The 19,200-nt window shown below is 37.3% G+C and carries 16 protein-coding genes and 1 other RNA gene; 12 read left to right on the top strand and 5 right to left on the bottom strand.

All coding sequences use genetic code 11. The features are described from left to right. Nucleotide 1 precedes the first annotated feature (1 nt). The 5 genes from tpiA to G5W_RS0116745 all read left to right on the top strand — a co-directional run bounded on the left by tpiA (nucleotide 2) and on the right by G5W_RS0116745 (nucleotide 5,367). Nucleotides 2–760, top strand: coding sequence for a triose-phosphate isomerase (gene tpiA / locus G5W_RS0116765; protein WP_010098440.1), 759 nt, complete (start codon nucleotides 2–4; stop codon nucleotides 758–760). Continuing rightward, nucleotides 757–2,295, top strand: a complete 1,539-nt coding sequence (gene gpmI, locus G5W_RS0116760) for a 2,3-bisphosphoglycerate-independent phosphoglycerate mutase (RefSeq protein ID WP_010098439.1) — start codon at nucleotides 757–759, stop codon at nucleotides 2,293–2,295. The genes tpiA and gpmI overlap by 4 nt, the downstream gene beginning before the upstream one ends. A 14-nt stretch (nucleotides 2,296–2,309) precedes the next feature. Further along, nucleotides 2,310–3,599, top strand: a complete 1,290-nt coding sequence (gene eno / locus G5W_RS0116755) for a phosphopyruvate hydratase (protein ID WP_010098438.1) — start codon at nucleotides 2,310–2,312, stop codon at nucleotides 3,597–3,599. Between the two features lie 150 nt (nucleotides 3,600–3,749). Continuing rightward, nucleotides 3,750–4,730, top strand: coding sequence for a nucleoside hydrolase (locus G5W_RS0116750; protein WP_010098435.1), 981 nt, complete (start codon nucleotides 3,750–3,752; stop codon nucleotides 4,728–4,730). Between the two features lie 64 nt (nucleotides 4,731–4,794). Beyond that, nucleotides 4,795–5,367, top strand: coding sequence for a nitroreductase family protein (locus G5W_RS0116745; RefSeq protein WP_010098433.1), 573 nt, complete (start codon nucleotides 4,795–4,797; stop codon nucleotides 5,365–5,367). Between the two features lie 447 nt (nucleotides 5,368–5,814). Here the strand turns inward: G5W_RS0116745 and ptsP are convergent, their stop codons facing one another. Further along, a complete protein-coding gene (gene ptsP / locus G5W_RS0116740; RefSeq protein WP_010098431.1) occupies nucleotides 5,815–7,527 on the bottom strand; it encodes a phosphoenolpyruvate--protein phosphotransferase in 1,713 nt (570 codons plus the stop codon). 207 nt (nucleotides 7,528–7,734) lie between these two features. Further along, nucleotides 7,735–8,649, bottom strand: a complete 915-nt coding sequence (locus G5W_RS0116735) for an alpha/beta hydrolase (RefSeq protein ID WP_010098430.1) — start codon at nucleotides 8,647–8,649, stop codon at nucleotides 7,735–7,737. Nucleotides 8,650–8,876: 227 nt separating this feature from the next. On the opposite strand from G5W_RS0116735, the gene secG reads away from it, so the two are divergent. From secG to ssrA, 7 genes are all read left to right on the top strand, one after another. Then, the gene (gene secG / locus G5W_RS0116730) at nucleotides 8,877–9,110 is read left to right on the top strand and encodes a preprotein translocase subunit SecG (RefSeq protein WP_010098429.1); all 234 of its coding nucleotides are present in this window, start codon (nucleotides 8,877–8,879) and stop codon (nucleotides 9,108–9,110) included. 151 nt (nucleotides 9,111–9,261) lie between these two features. Further along, nucleotides 9,262–10,008 (top strand): alpha/beta hydrolase, encoded by a 747-nt coding sequence (locus G5W_RS0116725; RefSeq protein WP_010098427.1) that lies wholly within the window; start codon nucleotides 9,262–9,264, stop codon nucleotides 10,006–10,008. Between the two features lie 35 nt (nucleotides 10,009–10,043). Further along, entirely contained in the window at nucleotides 10,044–12,308 is a 2,265-nt protein-coding gene (rnr, locus tag G5W_RS0116720; RefSeq protein ID WP_010098425.1) for a ribonuclease R, read from the top strand. Between the two features lie 197 nt (nucleotides 12,309–12,505). Continuing rightward, a complete protein-coding gene (gene zupT, locus G5W_RS0116715) occupies nucleotides 12,506–13,309 on the top strand; it encodes a zinc transporter ZupT (protein ID WP_010098423.1) in 804 nt (267 codons plus the stop codon). A 210-nt stretch (nucleotides 13,310–13,519) separates the two neighbouring features. Next, the gene (gene smpB, locus G5W_RS0116710; protein ID WP_010098421.1) at nucleotides 13,520–13,987 is read left to right on the top strand and encodes an SsrA-binding protein SmpB; all 468 of its coding nucleotides are present in this window, start codon (nucleotides 13,520–13,522) and stop codon (nucleotides 13,985–13,987) included. 618 nt (nucleotides 13,988–14,605) lie between these two features. Beyond that, nucleotides 14,606–16,264, top strand: a complete 1,659-nt coding sequence (locus G5W_RS0116695; RefSeq protein ID WP_010098417.1) for a M20/M25/M40 family metallo-hydrolase — start codon at nucleotides 14,606–14,608, stop codon at nucleotides 16,262–16,264. Between the two features lie 156 nt (nucleotides 16,265–16,420). Beyond that, nucleotides 16,421–16,782, top strand: a transfer-messenger RNA (tmRNA) gene (gene ssrA / locus G5W_RS23415). Between the two features lie 649 nt (nucleotides 16,783–17,431). Here ssrA and G5W_RS0116690 read toward each other — a convergent pair. The 3 genes from G5W_RS0116690 to G5W_RS0116680 are packed head-to-tail and all read right to left on the bottom strand — an operon-like array spanning nucleotide 17,432 to nucleotide 19,057. Further along, nucleotides 17,432–17,920 carry a small multi-drug export protein gene (locus G5W_RS0116690; protein ID WP_010098416.1) on the bottom strand — a complete coding sequence of 163 codons (489 nt, stop codon included), beginning with the start codon at nucleotides 17,918–17,920 and terminating at the stop codon, nucleotides 17,432–17,434. Nucleotide 17,921: 1 nt separating this feature from the next. Further along, complete coding sequence (locus G5W_RS0116685; protein ID WP_010098414.1) at nucleotides 17,922–18,692, bottom strand: MerR family transcriptional regulator; 771 nt, start codon at nucleotides 18,690–18,692, stop codon at nucleotides 17,922–17,924. A 44-nt stretch (nucleotides 18,693–18,736) separates the two neighbouring features. After that, entirely contained in the window at nucleotides 18,737–19,057 is a 321-nt protein-coding gene (locus G5W_RS0116680) for a DUF4870 domain-containing protein (protein ID WP_010098412.1), read from the bottom strand. Nucleotides 19,058–19,200: the final 143 nt, after the last annotated feature.

Raw genomic sequence — 19,200 nt, 5'->3', positions numbered from 1 at the left:
CATGCGTAAAAAAATAATTGCAGGTAACTGGAAAATGAACAAGACACTTTCTGAAGCAACACAATTTGTGGATGATGTTGTAGGAAAAATTCCTGCTGATGAAAAAGTAGAGGCAATTGTTTGTGCACCATTTCCTTACCTAGCTTCTTTAGTTGAAAAAACAAAAGGAACTAACCTGAAAGTTAGTGCACAAAATATGCATTTTGAAGATAACGGTGCTTTCACTGGTGAAGTGAGTCCTGTTATGCTAACAGATATCGGTGTAACTCATGTTGTGTTAGGTCACTCAGAGCGTCGTGAATACTTTGCGGAAACAGATGAAACAGTTAACAAGAAAACACATGCTGCATTTAATCATGGTTTAACACCGATCGTTTGTGTTGGAGAAACATTAGAGCAACGTGAAGCAAACGAAACGAAGAGCTTAGTAGAAACACAAGTGAAAAAAGCAATTGAAGGATTATCTAATGAGCAAATAGCAAAAACAATTATTGCTTATGAACCAATTTGGGCTATTGGTACTGGAAAGACAGCTTCAAGTGAAGATGCGAATGAAGTATGTGCCCATATCCGTAACGTTGTAAAAGAGGTAACAGATGAAGCAACGGCACAAGCGGTAGTAATCCAATATGGTGGAAGTGTGAAACCTTCTAACGTTGATGAACTTCTAGCACAATCTGATATTGATGGTGCACTAGTTGGTGGAGCAAGTCTTGAAGCTGATTCCTTCTTACAGCTAGTGGAGGCTGGAACAAAATGAGTCAAAACAAATTAGCTGCGTTAATCATCCTAGATGGATTTGCTATACGTGATGAAGTAAAGGGAAACGCAGTAAAACAAGCAAAAAAACCTAATTTTGATCGTCTTTGGAACACATATGCTCATAATCAGTTAGAAGCAAGTGGTGAGGCAGTAGGTTTACCGGATGGACAAATGGGTAACTCAGAAGTGGGACATTTAAACATTGGTGCAGGACGCATTGTGTATCAAAGTTTAACTAGAGTAAACTTATCCATTCGTGAAGGGGACTTTTTCGAAAACAAAGCATTCCTTAAGTCGATTAATCGAGCAAAGGAAAAAGGGAAAGCATTACATATCTTTGGATTGCTTTCTGATGGTGGTGTTCATAGTCATATTGAGCATCTGTTTGCATTGCTTAAGCTTGCAGGTGATCAAGGCCTAGAAAAAGTTTATCTTCATGCCTTCTTAGATGGTCGTGATGTAGGCCCACAGACTGCTAAAGGATATATTGAACAGACCGAACAAAAGATGCAGGAACTTGGAGTAGGTAAAATTGCAACAGTTTCTGGACGTTATTACTCCATGGATCGTGATAAGCGCTGGGATCGTGTGAAGAAAGCGTATGATGCAATGGTTTACGGAGAAGGACCTAGCTACAAGAGTGCATTAGAGGTAGTAGAGGATTCCTATCAAAATGGAATCTATGATGAATTCGTGATTCCATCTGTTATTACAGATGAAAATGGAGCACCAGTTGGAAAAGTAGAGGATGAGGATTCTGTAATCTTCTATAACTTCCGTCCAGACCGTGCAATTCAAATTTCTCGTACCTTTGCGAACGAAGATTTTCGAGACTTTGATCGCGGACCAGGTGTACCGCAAAATCTAGATTTTGTGATGTTAACACAATTTAGTGAATCCATTGATGGTTTTGTTGCGTATGAACCTACTAACCTAGACAATACAATTGGTGAAGTACTTGCTCAAAACAACATGAAACAACTTCGTATTGCGGAAACAGAAAAGTATCCACATGTAACATTCTTTATGAGTGGTGGACGTGAGCAGGAATTTCCTGGTGAAAAGCGTATTCTAATTGATTCACCAAAAGTTGCAACGTACGATTTAAAACCAGAAATGAGTGCTTACGAGGTTACGGACGCCTTACTTAATGAATTAGATGCGGGAGAAGTAAACGCGGTTATCTTAAACTTTGCAAATCCGGATATGGTTGGTCACTCAGGAATGCTTGAGCCGACAATTAAAGCAATTGAAACAGTGGATGAATGTTTAGGAAAAGTAGTGGATAAAATAATCGAGTTAGGTGGTCATGCGATTATTACTGCAGACCATGGAAACTCTGATGAAGTAGTGACACTTGAAGGGCAACCAATGACAGCCCACACTACGAATCCAGTTCCAGTAATTGTAACGAAGGATAATATTGAATTACGTGATGGCGGAATTTTAGCAGACCTTGCTCCGACATTACTTGATTTACTAGATATTGAAAAACCACAAGAAATGACAGGAACAACATTAATTAAAAAGTAAAAGGAGAGAATATCATGCCATACATTACAGACGTATATGCACGCGAAGTATTAGATTCACGAGGAAATCCAACAGTTGAGGTTGAAGTTTATACAGAATCAGGAGCTTTTGGTTCTGCAATGGTTCCAAGTGGAGCATCTACTGGGGAATATGAAGCAGTAGAACTACGTGACGGTGATAAAAGCCGTTACCTAGGAAAAGGTGTAGAAAAAGCAGTTCATAACGTGAACGAAGTGATTGCACCTGAACTTATTGGTTTAGATGTTACTCGTCAAAACATCATCGATGCATTAATGATTGAGCTTGATGGAACTGAAAATAAAGGTAAATTAGGTGCTAACGCTATCCTTGGTGTATCCATGGCGGTAGCCCATGCAGCAGCTAACTTCCTAGAAGTACCTTTATACAATTACTTAGGTGGATTTAACGGAAAAACTCTTCCAACACCAATGATGAACATCGTAAATGGTGGAGAGCATGCTGATAATAACGTAGATATTCAAGAATTCATGATTATGCCTGTAGCTGCTCCTACATTCAAAGAAGCACTACGTACTGGTGCAGAAATCTTCCATTCTTTAAAGAATGTTTTAAAATCAAAAGGATACAACACTGCTGTTGGTGATGAAGGTGGATTTGCTCCTAACCTAAGTTCTAACGAAGAAGCGCTACAAACTATTGTAGAAGCTATTGAAGCAGCAGGCTATAAGCCAGGGGAAGAAGTAAAACTAGCTATGGACGTTGCCTCTTCTGAAATGTATGAAGATGGTAAATATGTTCTTAAAGGTGAAGGTGTAACTCGTACTTCTGCAGAAATGGTAGATTGGTACGAAGAAATGGTAAACAAATATCCAATCATCTCGATTGAAGATGGATTAGATGAAAATGACTGGGAAGGTCATAAGCTACTAACTGAGCGCCTTGGTAAGAAAGTACAACTAGTTGGTGACGACTTATTCGTAACGAACACGAAGAAACTTGCACAAGGAATTGAGCAAGGTGTTGGTAACTCGATTCTAATTAAAGTGAACCAAATTGGTACATTAACAGAAACTTTCGATGCAATTGAAATGGCGAAACGCGCTGGATATACAGCAGTTATCTCTCACCGTTCTGGTGAAACGGAAGATGCTACAATTGCTGATATCGCAGTCGCTACAAACGCTGGTCAAATTAAGACTGGTGCACCATCACGTACAGACCGTGTAGCGAAGTACAACCAACTTCTTCGTATCGAAGACGAACTAGCTGGTCTTGGTGAATACGCTGGATTAAACGCTTTTTATAACTTAAAAAATAAATAATAATGATAAAGGCTGTGAAATTATTCGCAGCCTTTTTTATATATAATTCAAAGGACTAATGTTTAAATGCGTAGATAAAACAATGTCACCATTACCATACTATAGTAATAGGCTATTATGATAAATCCTTTCACGAAAGGAAGTGGTCAGATGGCAAAGAAGGTCTTACTTTTTGGGGATATTGGTATAGATGATATCATTGCGATTATTTACGGATATTTAAAAGACGATATTGATATTGTTGGTATTGTAACCGAATATGGTAACATCCCTCGTGAAAATGCTCTCGCAAGTATCCAGTATCTTAAAGAGGAGATTTTGCCAACCGAGGAAGCACAACAGACGATGTTAATTGCTGGGGCTGAAAATCCAATGACAGCCGAACCGATGGAGTTCTTTCCAGAAATTCATGGAGAATATGGACTGGGACCAATCACACCTCCAGAAATTTCAGATGGAATAACATTAGAAAACTTTTTCTCCATCATAGACATTATAAATCAATATGGAGAAGATTTATATATCGTGAATATTGGAAGGCTAACGTCATTAGCTACCATGTATTTACTTTATCCAAGAACAATGGAGAAAATTAAACATTTGTATGTGATGGGCGGAGCATTTTGGGTTCCAGGCAATGTCACTGCAGTATCGGAAGCAAACTTTCACGGTGACCCGGTTGCAGCACAAATTGTATTAACCTATGCAGACCAAGTAAGCATCATCCCTTTGAATGTGACGCAAAATGCAATCGTTACTCCTGAAATGGTGGATTATATTGATCAAGTAGGCCCCATCGATATTGTCAAACCGATGATTGATTATTATTATGATTTCTATAAAAAACGAGACCCTAATGTTCAAGGTAGCCCATTACATGACGTGTTAACTTTAATGGCAGTAAATATGGAGGATATCTTTACTTTTGAAGAATACCCAGTCCATATAGTTCAAGCAACAAGCGGAACGGAGCGAGGTCAAAGCATTGCGGACATCAGACCTTTTGGGAACTTAGAAGAAGAGACAGAAAAGGAAATAAAAAGACATCGAATAGCCTTTGAATTTGATTATCGCAGATTTTTTATGGATTTTATGACTACTATGTCTGGACAGCGGTTTGATATAACCTAGGGTGCTGAATATTCAGTGCTCTATTTTTTGTTATAATGAAAGAAAAATAGGTGAGGGGAAGACTGTGTTAAACACCATTAAAGAACGTCGTAGTATTCATACCTTTCAAGAAAAACAGATCGACATAGATATATTAAAAGAAATATTTACTTATGGTTCATTTGCACCAACTCATTATATGAAGGAGCCTTGGCAGATAAAGCTATATCAAGATAAAGGGAAGCAACAACTTATTCAGGCAATAATGGATAGCTACGTCAGAATTGGCATGATTAAAAATGATGGGCAAGCAAAAACTTTGAAAATGATCGAGTCTATGAAAGCTTTTCTAGATGCTATTCCCCACCATGGATTAATTTACTTCGAATTAGAAGAAGATCCAGTGCGATATGAAGAGGAGTATGCTTCGGTATGCGCATTTATACAAAACTCTCAACTGGCTGCATGGGAATATGGAATCGGTATGCTTTGGACCATCACTCCCTATATGCATGATCCAGATTTTTATAAGGATGTAGGGTTAGACCCCAAAGTTGTGAAAATAGCTGCTGTCTTGCAAATCGGCTACCCTAAGAAAATACCCCAGGCGAAAAGAAGAACACCGATTGAAGAGAAGATGGAAATAATAGAAAAGTGAAAGAGAAAGCCTATCACGGTTGAGTAATGCAGAAAAATGGAGAAAGTCTACCGAGAGAACTCCAATGACGGTAGAGTTATGAAGAAAAAGCAAGAAAGTCTACCGAGAGAAGTTCTGTCACGGTAGAGTAATGCAGAAAAATGGAGAAAGTCTACCGAGAGAAGTCCAATCACGGTAGAGTTATGCAGAAAAGGAGAGAAAGTCTACCGAGAGAAAGCCTATCACGGTAGAGTTATGCAGAAAAATGGAGAAAGTCTACCGAGAGAAGTCCAATCACGGTAGAGTTATGCAGAAAAGTGGAGAAAGTCTACCGAGAAGTCCAATCAAGGTAGAGTAATGAAGAAAAAGCTAGAAAGCCTACCAAGAGAAAGCAATCAAGCTAGAGTGATGATAAATCGTAGCACTAAAAAAGGATGCCCCAGCCAATGCTGAGCATCCTTTCCTATATTATTCAGTTTTTTCTTTAACAAATGCAACCACTTCTTCTGCAGTTGACATGGATAATAGTTTATCCTTGTATGATGCCATATCTTTTTTAGAGATACCTTTTAATTGAGTACGTGCTGGTAAGATTGAAGTAGCACTCATACTGAACTCATCTAAGCCTAATCCAAGTAGAATAGGAATAGCGATTGGGTCTCCAGCCATCTCTCCACACATTCCAGCCCATTTGCCTTCACTGTGTGCAGCTTCTATAACGTTGTTAACTAAGTTTAAGATTGCTGGGTGGTATGGTTGATACAAATAAGATACTTCTTCATTCATACGATCAGCAGCCATTGTATATTGAATTAAGTCGTTTGTTCCAATACTAAAGAAGTCAACTTCTTTGGCGAATTGTTTTGCAATTACAGCAGTTGATGGAATTTCTACCATGATACCAACTTCAATATTATCGGAAACGCTATGCCCTTCATTTTTAAGGTTAGCTTTCTCTTCTAGCAATATTTCTTTTGCTTTACGGAATTCTTCTAGTGTAGCAATCATAGGGAACATGATTTTTAGGTTTCCGTAAACAGATGCACGAAGTAGTGCACGTAATTGCGGACGGAATACATGTTCATTTTCTAAACAGAAGCGAATTGCTCTAAAACCTAGGAATGGGTTTAATTCTTTTGGCAGATCCAAGTATGGTAGTTCTTTGTCTCCACCTACATCTAATGTACGAACGACAACAGGCTTATCTCCCATTTGTTCTAGAACAGACTTATATGCTTCATATTGCTCTTCTTCGGTAGGAAGCTCGTTTTTACCCATATATAAGAATTCTGTACGGTAAAGACCAACTCCTTCACCACCATTGTTGATTACGCCAGTTACATCATCAGGTGTACCAATGTTAGCAACTAGCTCCACTTGTTCTCCATCAGAAGTGAATGTAGGCTCGTCCTTTAATTGTGCCCAAAGAGCTTGTTGTTTCTTAAAGCTTTCACGCTTTTCCTCGTATTGTTTGATTTCTTCATCAGTTGGATTCACGATTACATTACCATCAATACCGTCAATAATAACAATGTCACCTTGAGCTACTGTCTTTGTGATATCCTTTGTACCAACAACTGCTGGAATCTCTAATGATCTTGCCATAATAGCGGAGTGAGAAGTACGGCCACCGATATCTGTAGCAAAACCTTTTACAAATTCTCTGTTTAACTGTGCTGTATCGGAAGGTGTTAAGTCAGCCGCAATAACGATTACTTCTTCGTCAATTAATGCAGGATTTGGAAAAGATACACCTAATAGATGTGCTAATACACGCTTTGTTACGTCACGAATATCGGCTGCACGCTCACGCATATATTCATTGTCCATACTTTCGAACATTTGAATAAACATATTCGCAACTTCTTCTAAAGCTGCCTCTGCCATAGCGTTTTCATTTTGGATTTTGTCTTTAATAGGATTAATTAGTTCTGGATCCCCTAATACTAACAAATGAGCAGAGAAGATTTCTGCATGTTCTTCACCAAGCTCTTTAAGTGTATGAGCTTTGATTTTTTCAAGCTCTTGCTTTGAAATTGCAAGCGCGTCTTCTAATCGTTTTACTTCATTTTCTGGATTATCGATTGTTTTGTTCGTATATGTCAAATCAGGCGTAATAAGCTGATAAGCTTTTGCAATTGCAATACCAGAAGATGCAGCAATTCCTTGGATGTTTGTCATAAAAGTACCAACCCTTCAAAAAAATTGTTAGAAAAATGATTTTCGCCCGTACTTTAACGAATGGTTCATTTTTCTCATGTCGGAGGAAAATTTATATTATTTCCTATCTACCCATATAGTTTATGGTAACCTTTCGACATCGCTGATACAAGCGTTTTGACCTTTTTCTACAAATTGTTCATATTGAAAGCGTTTAACTAGAAAAAGTTACGACAAATTTCTTGCAATCCAGCGTCTTACTACCTCATAAACTTCTATTTTATTTATTTCATTCAGGACTTCATGCCTAGCCCCATCGAATAAAGAGGTTGTAATATTTTCCATTCCTAACCTTCTATACATTGAGGCTGTCTTCCAAATACCTTTACTATAATTACCTACTGGGTCTTCAGCACCACTAATGAATAGTATTGGCAAATCTTTTCTAATTCTTGCGTTTCGTTTTGAGTTATGGATGTACTGAAGTCCTGTCATCAAATCAACAAAAAAGCGTGCCGTAGGGATATAGCCTGCATAACGATCTTGCATATACGCCGTTACAATAGAATCATCGCGAGTCAACCAATCAAACGGTGTCTTGGGTGAATCAATTTTACGATTAAACGCACCAAAAGCTAGCTTATTCATAAGTGGAGATTTTTCCCGTGGTTTTAGTACGGTAGCTAATGATTTACCAAGTGCTGTAGTATGTGCAGCGTAAAATCCTGTACCAGATAAGATAACACCTTTAAGGAGATCACTATGTTTCTGTATATAATTTCTAGCTAAAAAAGATCCCATACTATGACCAAGTAATATTATAGGTGTGTTTGGATACTCCTCCTGGATTTTTCGGGTTACGGTGTATAAATCATCTGTTGCTTTGTCAAAGCCATTTTCTTCAGAAAAATACCCCATTATACCCTGTTTTTGTCCTGTCTTCCCATGACCACGGTGATCATTTCCGTACACAAATAGATCCTGGTCTACTAAATACTGGGCAAAACCATGATAACGTTGAAAATGTTCTACCATCCCATGTGCAATTTGGACGATAGCCTTAGGCTGTTTTTCTGGATTGAACCATTTTTCCCCATAAATCTGGATCCCATCAACGGAATCTATCCAAAATGTAGTTTTCATTTTGTCACTCCCTGATTTTTTTATGATAGTTAAGATAATAATAGATTAAATTAGGCTGAAATGCTAATGTATATGAAGAAGAAGCAATTTCATGAATTAGTAAGCGTTACATAGTAAAAGGTAGTGTATGCCAAGTTTTCTAAAAAATAGCTTGATAAAGTATTCAAAATTATGCTAAAGTAGGTATAGTTAACTGTCTGTATATGTTCAGGAGGTGTCATGGTGACATGGCTAGTTTTGTAAATATTTTACTAGTGATCGATGCGGTAATTATGATAGTATTAGTTCTATTACAAAGTGGTAAAAGCGCAGGTCTATCTGGAGCAATCTCCGGCGGGGCAGAGCAATTGTTTGGTAAGCAAAAAGCTAGAGGAATTGATTTAGTTCTTCACCGAGCAACAATCGTTGCAGGAGTATTATTCTTCGTATTAGCTTTTTTAAGTGCATTTATATTACAATAGTTACTAGTCAACCCTTATCACATAGTGGTAAGGGTTTTTTACTGTTATTTTGGCGTGTCTTACTCTAGATACCTTGCGCATTTTAAGGGTGTAACATAGTATATAAAGGGTAAAATACATAGTAGAGAAGGTAAAGAAGGAGAGTACATAAATGAAAGTAATACAACCAAAACCATTTACGTTTGAAGCTGGTCCGAGAGCAGTATTGTTATTACATGGTTTTACTGGCCATACTGCAGATGTAAGGATGCTCGGCCGCTTTTTAGAAAAGAAGGGCTATACAAGCCATGCCCCAATTTATCGGGGACATGGGCAACCACCTGAGGAACTAATCAAAACTCGACCAGAAGATTGGTGGGAGGACGTTCAATATGCTTTTAATCATTTAAAAGACTTAGGGTATGAAGAAATTGCTGTAGCAGGATTATCCCTCGGTGGAGTGCTTAGCTTAAAATTAGCTTATTCAGAAAATGTTAAGGGAGTAATCCCGATGTGTGCACCGATGTTCTTTGATAATGAAAAGCAACTAACTACTGGGTTTCAACAGTTTTCTAAGGAATATAAGCAACTAGAGGGTAAAGATGAAGAAACTATTACTCAGGAAGTTACCTATCTAATGGAAAATTCAGGACCAATGTTTACGGAACTTGGAAAGCTGATTAAAGAGGTTCAATCCAACGTCGATACGATTTACACACCAACAATGGTTGTGCAAGCAAGACAAGATAAAATGATTAATACAGATAGTGCTACTTATATTTATGAAAATGTAGAAGCGGATCGTAAAGATATAAAATGGTATGAGGAATCAGGCCATGTGATTACGATTGATAAAGAAAAAGAACTGTTACATGAGGATATTTATCAGTTTTTAGAATCCTTAGATTGGGCAGAATAAGCATAAAAATAATGGAAGTGAAAGAAGGTGTTAGGATGAGTGAAATCATGATTGATAAATTAAGAGAATTTTTCAAGACATATGATTCCAAGCCACTTGCAGTGGAGGAATTAGAAGAGATTTTAGAAATAACGGATGTAGTAGATTTTAAAGAAATGGTAAAAGCGCTAAATGAGCTCGAATATAATGGAGAATTAGTTCGAACAAGAAAAAACCGTTTTGGTTTGCCAGAAAAAATGAATCTCATCCGAGGTCGTATCCAAATGCATGCGAAAGGCTTTGCGTTTTTAATCCCTGATGATGAGAACGAAACCGATGTCTATATTCATCACTCGGATTTAGCTTCTGCAATGAATAATGACCGGGTACTTGTCCGTATTGAAAAGCATGATGTATCGGGAAGTCGTCCAGAGGGAGTCGTGATTCGGATTCTCGAACGAGCGATAACAGAGGTAGTCGGTACATTTGAAGATAATAAGGCATTTGGATTTGTAATCGCTGACGATAAGCGAATTCCGAACGATATCTTCATTCCAAAAGGACAAATTAATGGGGCAGTTGACGGTCATAAAGTCATTGCTAGAATCACCAAATACCCAGAGCACCGAATGAGTGCTGAGGGGGAAATTATTCAAATCCTTGGTCATAAAAATGACCCTGGCATAGATATTATCTCCATCATCTATAAGCATGGATTGAAAATGGACTTCCCTGTAGAAGTGTTAGAACAAGCGCTTAATACGCCAGATGAGATTGATCCAGCAGAACTGGAGAATAGACGGGATCTCCGTGATGAAGTAATTGTTACCATTGATGGAGCAGATGCGAAAGACCTGGATGATGCGGTTACCGTGAAGAAGCTTGATAATGGTAATTATAAGCTTGGTGTCTATATTGCCGACGTTAGCTACTACGTACCAGAAGGGTCCCCGATTGATAAGGAAGCATTTGAACGCGGGACAAGTGTGTATTTAGTAGATCGTGTAATCCCAATGATTCCACACCGCCTATCCAATGGAATTTGTTCATTAAACCCTAAAGTGGATCGATTAACATTAGGTTGTGAAATGGAAATCGACACGACTGGAAAAGTCGTTAATCATGAAATTTTCCAAAGTGTCATCAAAACTACAGAGCGGATGACATACCGTGATGTTAATAAGATTTTAGTGGATAAAGATGACGAACTTCGTGACAAGTACAAACCACTTGTACCTATGTTTGAACAAATGGAGAAGCTAGCTTCTATCCTACGTTCGAAACGTATGGGACGAGGTGCAATTGATTTTGATTTTAAAGAGGCGCAAGTATTAGTAGATGAAAATGGAAAAGCGATGGATGTAGTTATTCGTGAACGTTCCGTGGCAGAACGTCTTATTGAAGAATTCATGTTAGCTGCCAATGAAACGATAGCAGAGCATTTCCATTGGATGGAGTTGCCATTCATTCATCGTATCCATGAGGACCCAGATCAAAGCAAATTACAGCATTTCTTTGAATTCTTAGGTGGATTGGGTTATCGGGTGAAGGGTACAGCCAATGAAATTCATCCTCAGAGCCTACAAAAGATTTTAGAAGAAGCGGAAGGCAAGCCAGAGGAAATGATTATTTCAAAAATCATGCTTCGTTCCATGAAACAGGCGAAATATGATCCACAAAGTGTTGGTCACTTTGGACTTGCAACAGAGTTTTACACGCATTTCACATCACCAATACGTCGATATCCTGACTTAATTGTTCATCGCTTAATCCGTACTTACTTAATCGAAAAAAGCCTAGATAGTAAGACAATCGGCTCTTGGAAAGAGAAACTCCCTGAGATTGCAAGACATTCATCGGAACAAGAGAGAAAATCGGTCGATGCAGAACGAGATACGGATGACTTGAAAAAAGCAGAATATATGCAGGAACGAATTGGAGAAGAATTTACAGGTGTCATTAGTTCTGTGACAAGCTTTGGGTTATTTGTTGAACTGGAAAACACGATTGAAGGCCTTGTCCATGTTAGTTATTTAACGGATGACTACTATCAATTCGATGAACGTCATTATGCAATGATCGGTGAACGGACAGGTAAGGTCTATCGAATCGGTCAAGAAGTAAAAGTTCGCGTAACCGGAGTGAATATGGATGAACATGCGATTGATTTTGAAATCGTTGGTGTAGGTAAAAAAGGGAACAAGGAACTACCAAAGGTGGAAAAGAATCGCAATGGGAACAAACGAGACAGAGGTAAACCTAATGCAAAAGGAAAAGGCTCTGTAAAATCGAAGAAGCCTCCTACAAGGAAAAGAAAATAGGGTCATATGAATTAAATGTTGCATAGACTAATTCTGTCTCTTAAAAAGCAGAATTAGTCTTTTGTTTTCATTAAATATAAATTTTAGGAATATTATTATTGCACTTTTTTAGGGCATCGAATAATATATACCTATAACTAAAATGTTTCCCTAGGGAAAAATTAATTAGGTAGTCCAACTGAGAGGGAGATACTAACGTGTCACATGATGTATTACTCGCATTTTTATTCACATTGATTGCAGGTTTAGCAACAGGTATTGGTAGTATGCTAGCATTCTTTACCAAAACAACGAATACGAAATTCTTATCCTTTGCATTAGGATTTTCAGCAGGTGTCATGATTTATGTTTCGATGGTCGATATATTTGTAAAGGCACAGGATGCTCTAGTATCTGAGTTAGGTGAAAGTGGACAATGGCTTACAGTAGGTTCATTTTTTGGTGGGATGCTATTAATTGCTTTAATTGACCGATTCGTACCGTCTGGTTCTAATCCCCATGAACTTAAAAAAGTTGAAGATATGAAAACAAACGGAGCAGTAGTTAATAACCCAGAATTATTAAAAATGGGAGTATTTACTGCTTTAGCAGTAGGGATACACAACTTTCCTGAAGGTATTGCAACATTTATCTCTGCTTTACAGGACCCTACGGTAGGATTTGCAATCGCAGTTGCTATTGCTATTCATAATATCCCTGAAGGAATTGCAGTTTCTGTACCAATCTACTACGCAACTAATGACAAGAAAAAGGCATTTAAGTTCTCATTCTTATCAGGACTTGCAGAGCCAGTAGGAGCAATTATTGCATTTCTAGTTTTAATGCCGTTTCTTTCCGATGTACTATTCGGTGTAATTTTCGCCGGAGTAGCCGGTATTATGGTCTTTATCTCCTTAGATGAGCTTTTACCGGCAGCGAAAAAGTTTGATGAAGCCCATGTATCCATTTACGGATTGATTGGTGGTATGGCAGTGATGGCATTAAGTTTATTATTACTATAACTTGAGGAAATTCATTCGGCGATGAGTGTGGAACTCTGGCTGAATGAATTTTTAGTAGATAGGAAAGTATAAAAATCTTTCTCGCCTGCATAAGTAAAACTAACGCATTCGCAAAAGACGAGCGAATGCGAGTTTTTCTAATTAATTCATTGGAATAACAGGGGATTATTTGGTAAAATTGATGTCACGGAAGTAGTAGGAGGGCTAAGTATGCCTAAAGGTGAAGGAAAAGTAATTGCACAAAATAGAAAAGCGTCTCATGACTATTTTATAGAAGACACGTATGAAGCAGGAATCGTCTTGCAAGGGACAGAAATTAAGTCGCTTCGTGCAGGTCGCGTAAACTTAAAGGATTCCCATGCTAGAATTGATAAACGTGGCGAAGTTCAACTAATTAACTTACATATTTCTGAATATGAACAAGGGAATCGTTTCAACCATGACCCCACAAGAACAAGAAAGCTATTGCTTCATCGAAAGCAAATCGATAAGTTGATTGGTCTAACGCAACAAGAAGGGTATGCACTTGTTCCTTTAAAAATCTATATTAAAAACGGGTTTGCGAAAGTCTTAATAGGCCTTGGAAAAGGTAAAAAGAAATATGATAAACGGGAAGATTTGAAGAAGAAACAAGTAAAACGAGATATCGATCGAGCGATAAAAGATTATAACAGGTAATAAGAGATCCATCAGCTAAAGTTTTTTGAGGCTGGTGGTTTTTTGTATAGAGGACAGTAGTGGTTCGAGCGGGAGGAGTGAAAAGTTGAGACAGATTAGTGGAAAGTCGCGCGAGAATCTTAATTGTCACGAGGAAATCCAAAAAAGTCACGCGGAGTTAAAATGGAGTGACGCTAGAAGAAAAGCCCCGCGCGAGTTCTAGTCAAGTCGGCGTGACAAAAGTTCTCCCCGGCGCGAGAACGGGACAGTTTGGAGTAATTTTCAGTGAACGTCGCGCGGAATTCAGGAGTGACGAGAGAGAAGTGAAAAGTCGCGCGAGAATCTCAATAGTCACGAGGAAATCCAGAAAAGTCACGCGGAGTTAAAGTGAAGTGACGCTAGAAGAAAAGCTCCGCGCGAGTTCTAGTAAAGTCGGCGTGACAAAAGTGCTCCCCGGCGCGAGAACGGGACAGTTTGGAGTAACTTTCAGTGAATGTCGCGCGGAATTCAGGGGTGACGCGAGAGTAGAGAAAGGTCGCGCGAGAGAATCCACAGCTAGGGCTAACTCTCACTGTTCCAGCGCGACATTTCAACTAAATATCAAAGCACTCAATCCAAATTTAAAGGAGAGATACCAATATGCTCAATTGCCGTAATGATGTCTTAACTATCACGAAACAGTTAGTTTCCATTCGTAGTATTGTAAACACAGAAGGGGAGAGTATTTTTGCCCATTCACTATATACCATGATAAACTCATATCCATACTTCCAAGCAAACCCAGACCATGTAGTGATTGAAAAGACTTTAAATGATGAAAAGGATCGTTATAATGTTTTGGCTTTTGTGAAGGGAACGAAGGGAAATAGTAACCGGACTGTTATCATAATGGGACATATGGATACGGTTGGTGTGGATGATTTTAACCAACAAGAAGATTATGCCTTCATGCCGGATGAGTGGATGGATTTTTTGCAAAAACAAGAAATACCTGAAGCGGCTAAGAAAAATCTAAATCCTGATGAATGGCTGTTTGGTCGTGGTGCACTTGATATGAAGAGTGGATTAGCTAGTAATTTATTCTTACTAAGCTATTTTTCGGAGCATCCCGAAGAACTAGACGGTAATATCGTGTTTATTGCAGAATGTGATGAGGAAGACGGTTCTCATGGTATTTTATCAGCTGTTACGACATTAAATAGATGGAAAGAAGAACATGGTTTTGACTATGTTTCAGCTATTAATGCCGATTTTGTATCACCATTATATGAAGGGGACCCAAATCGCTACATATACAAAGGTACAGTTGGGAAGTTATTACCGGCATTTTATATCACAGGGGCAGAAACACATGTGGGATCGGCATTTGAAGGGCTCGATCCAAATTTTATTGCAGCTGAATTGACCAGGCAAATTAGTTATAACTCCGCACTTAGTAATGTTGCTCAAGGGGAGTATACCATTCCACCTATTGCGTTAAAGCAAATGGACTTAAAGACGGAGTATACAGTACAAACGGCGTTAGGAGCATATGTATATTATAACTTCTTTATTCACTCTTGGACTCCAAAAGAAGCACTAAATATTTTAAAAGAGCAAGCTGAAATAGCTTTTCGGGGTGCACTGGATTTATATAAAAAAAGATATAAAGCATTTACGGAGTTATCTGGTGATACTTATAGTGAAGTTTCATGGAAACCTAGAGTTCTATTATTTGAAGAAATGGATGAAATGCTTATACAAACTCATGGAAAAGTTTACGTTGAATCCATGGAAGCTTATAAACAAACATTACTACATGATGATTCGTTAGATATTCGTATGTTTGCATTACGAGTAGTAGAAGAAGCTTGGAAGTGGATGGAGGATAAAAGCCCAGCAATCATCCTATTTTATTCATCCTTATATTATCCAAGAATCGAAATATCAGGAGAAACAGAGAATGAACAAGTATTAATCAAAGCACTTGATGTTGCAGTGGAAAAAATACAAGCTAATTACCAGCAACCGATTAAAGTAAAAAACTTCTTCCCGTTTATTTCCGATATGAGTTTTATGGGGTTAAGTGATGATGATGTAGCAATTCAAGCCGTAAAAGATAATAATCCAGCCTGGGGAACAAAGCATTCTGTCAATTATGAAGCCATTCGGGAATTAAATGTGCCAGTTATCAACATTGGTCCTTATGGGATGGGTGCGCATAAAAAGCTTGAACGAGTTGAAATTCAGTATTCAATGGAGATAGTTCCGAATCTAACAAAGCTAGTCATTGAGGAAGTATTAAGAAATCCGAAATAAGCAACTGGAAAACGCTTGTGGGTTTGGGAAAACATCCCACAGAAGAGCCCTTGAATTTGTTTATGGTTATGTTATAATAAAACATGTCGCTGATGAGCGATCAACAATTTAATAGTATTTGAGCTCAGGTACTATCCCCGAGCGTTTTCCTTTTATGGGGACGTTACGGATTCGACAGGGGTAGGTCGAGCTCAGGTTGCGCGTCGAGGTTACGGCTCGTAAAACGTTAAACGCCTAATAACTGGCAAAAACAACAATCTTTCTTTAGCAGCTGCGTAAGCACTAGCTAAAGGATCCTTCCTACTCTCGCCTGTGGAGTAGTACCTGAAGGGTCTCAACTTAAGCAGGCTATCCTGTCATTCGCCGTCTGAGGATGATTTGGGAATTTAATCAGACTAGCTACTTGGAAGCCTGTTGGTAGGCTGAAAAGTTAGCGAATGATAATATACCAACTACACGTGTAGAAGCCTGAGTAACGATGCTCTTGGACGTGGGTTCGATTCCCACCGTCTCCACCAATACATATGTTGGTGGTTTTTTATTTTTGTATGACAGGAACCATAAAATTTCCGTTTGGAAACTTTATGGTTCATTCTTATTGTTTTGTGTATGTAATACATTTGAATATAACATTCAAATGACACTTAAATTTCATAGAAAAACTTTATAAATAGGCATAAGAAATATTATTGGTTTCGTTTAAGCTACATAGTTAAAATCTGTCGCTTATTAAAATTAGTAAATCGGATGAATATAGAAATGTAAATTTAATATAAAATTAGTAATAGCATTACCATATTAAGTGGTAATGCTATTTTTGAATAACTATATTTGAAATGTGTATCAAAATTATTTACTATTTATTTTCGTTAAAGGATCTTTGAATTGATACGTAATTACGGCTATAAGAATGTACCACTACGCCAAGTTTTTTATCAGCGATTGCGACTAAATTTACCGCATATCGCCAATGCATTTACCATGTGTGATGTAAGGAAAGTGCAGATTTAAAACGATAAGGATTATAAAAGATAAAAAAGCCTAATCCCCCGTATTTTTTTCGATGAATTAGGCTTTTGCTCTTCCAGAAACGCGCCTGTTAGTTGAAGATATTTAAGTCAGTAAAGTATCTTCTTATTGAAGAAATAAACTTATTGTAATGGAACACTAATTATGTTCATTTACAATCTTCATAATAAAACCCTGATTATTGTCATCTTTAATAAAAAAGTTAAATCCATAATGAGAACCTATTCCCAATATCAGCGTCCATAAAAACAAACTTATGGACATTAAATATAATGTTTTTTGCTTACTACCACCAAAAACAATGGATAGTAAAGCCGATAAATGGCTTCCAACAATTATGGGTCCTAAAAATAATAAACCGGGAAGACCAAAGTTAATCCAGATTGATCTTGCTCTGCTATAACGTTTAGATTCATGATTTTTTGGGTCCCTATTCTTCAATAACCATTTCCTAAATAGATCTACGAATTTTATGAGTAACACAATTGTTAGTAAATTCCCGAAAAAGGAAAGGAACATTACTGGAATTGTAGGAAGGCCACCCACTATTGCAATTGGTATAATTGCAATAATTTCAAAAAAAGGAGTCGCAGCCAAAACAAAAATTATTATATATGTCCAGAGCAATTTACTGCCTCCCTTTAAACCCAGAATTATCTCTTTGATAGATTTCCGTAGCCTTTTTTAAAAACACTTGTTCCTTTTCTGAGAAAGGATTAGGAAATGAAAAGGAATCTGAGGATGGCAATTTTTCCGCAATTAAATCCAAATTCCCTTTCGTAGTTTCATTCATAAGATCCATCAGTGATTCGATTGTTTGTTGAGATTCTTTGGAAGATGGTATAGCTCCAGTAAACGTTAAATGTTTGATATTAGATAAAACTTTAGTCCATTTTTTATCTAAATCAATTTCCTCGGATTTATTTATACTAAACAATTGATCAGTCATATCTTTAGAGAAATGATCTTCAAACCATTTTTTTGTATCTTCTTCAAACATTAATTTTTGTAGCATCGCACAAAATATGTTAATATTGATGGTTTCTTCATCTTTTATTGTTTCAATAAGATGATCTAAATCAGATAAAATATTAATGATTTCAAGTTTTTTTGCTTCAAATATCTGTTTTTGATCGTTTAATGACTTCAATATTTCTGATCCCTTAGCAGCGTTATTTTGAAGAATGGTTTTAATATCTTTTAGAGAAAAATCGAGATACTGCAAGGATTTAATTTTTTGAAGCGTAGCTAAATCTTCTTTTGAATAAAGTCTATGTCCTCCCTCTGTATAATCACTTGGTTTTAGTAAGTCTATGCTATCATAATATCGAAGCGTTCTAATGCTGACACCAGACTTTTGCATAAATTCTCCGATAGTAAATATATCTTTATCCGACATTTTTTCATCACCTCTTGCTTTTATTTACTTATTGACCCTGCCTTTTAGGCTTTAATATAACGTATAACAGGGTAAGAAAACTTTTTTCCCTTTAGAGCATAAATTGCTGCAATTAATATCAATATTGTTTCAAGGGTAAGAAGACCATAGGTAAAAACAGGTCCCATATTCATAAAATTTAAGATCAAAAGAATAGGGAAAAAAGTAAAGTGAAGATTCATCCCCTCTTTTGCATGATCCGCTAAATATTTATTTCTTTTCTTAGTCCCTAAGTATACCAATATAGGTAATATAAAAGTAAGCAGTAACGAGAATAGGTGCATTAAGCTTGCCAATACCCTATATAACAAACTCTCTCTTTTCATAGCATCGACCTCCAATATTATAAATTATTTTCTCGTTACTTTTTTATTAGGTAACTAAATTGATTATAAAAGGTGACGCAGCTGGAGATTCAAGTACAAAATTTAATTTTATACATACAGTTATTTGATTGGATATAGCTTGA

The organism is Ornithinibacillus scapharcae TW25 (assembly GCF_000190475.1).
In the GTDB taxonomy this organism is placed as follows: domain Bacteria; phylum Bacillota; class Bacilli; order Bacillales; family Amphibacillaceae; genus Ornithinibacillus; species Ornithinibacillus scapharcae.
The sequence above is the reverse complement of the archived record's forward strand: the minus strand, read 5'-3'. Positions and strand labels throughout refer to the sequence as shown.

Coding starts and splice junctions, on each gene's coding strand:
- tpiA (WP_010098440.1), top strand. CDS start 2: ATGCGTAAAAAAATAATTGCAGGTAACTGGAAAATGAACAAGACACTT.
- gpmI (WP_010098439.1), top strand. CDS start 757: ATGAGTCAAAACAAATTAGCTGCGTTAATCATCCTAGATGGATTTGCT.
- eno (WP_010098438.1), top strand. CDS start 2,310: ATGCCATACATTACAGACGTATATGCACGCGAAGTATTAGATTCACGA.
- G5W_RS0116750 (WP_010098435.1), top strand. CDS start 3,750: ATGGCAAAGAAGGTCTTACTTTTTGGGGATATTGGTATAGATGATATC.
- ptsP (WP_010098431.1), bottom strand. CDS start 7,527: ATGACAAACATCCAAGGAATTGCTGCATCTTCTGGTATTGCAATTGCA.
- G5W_RS0116735 (WP_010098430.1), bottom strand. CDS start 8,649: ATGAAAACTACATTTTGGATAGATTCCGTTGATGGGATCCAGATTTAT.
- secG (WP_010098429.1), top strand. CDS start 8,877: ATGGCTAGTTTTGTAAATATTTTACTAGTGATCGATGCGGTAATTATG.
- G5W_RS0116725 (WP_010098427.1), top strand. CDS start 9,262: ATGAAAGTAATACAACCAAAACCATTTACGTTTGAAGCTGGTCCGAGA.
- rnr (WP_010098425.1), top strand. CDS start 10,044: ATGAGTGAAATCATGATTGATAAATTAAGAGAATTTTTCAAGACATAT.
- smpB (WP_010098421.1), top strand. CDS start 13,520: ATGCCTAAAGGTGAAGGAAAAGTAATTGCACAAAATAGAAAAGCGTCT.
- G5W_RS0116695 (WP_010098417.1), top strand. CDS start 14,606: ATGCTCAATTGCCGTAATGATGTCTTAACTATCACGAAACAGTTAGTT.
- G5W_RS0116685 (WP_010098414.1), bottom strand. CDS start 18,692: ATGTCGGATAAAGATATATTTACTATCGGAGAATTTATGCAAAAGTCT.
- G5W_RS0116680 (WP_010098412.1), bottom strand. CDS start 19,057: ATGAAAAGAGAGAGTTTGTTATATAGGGTATTGGCAAGCTTAATGCAC.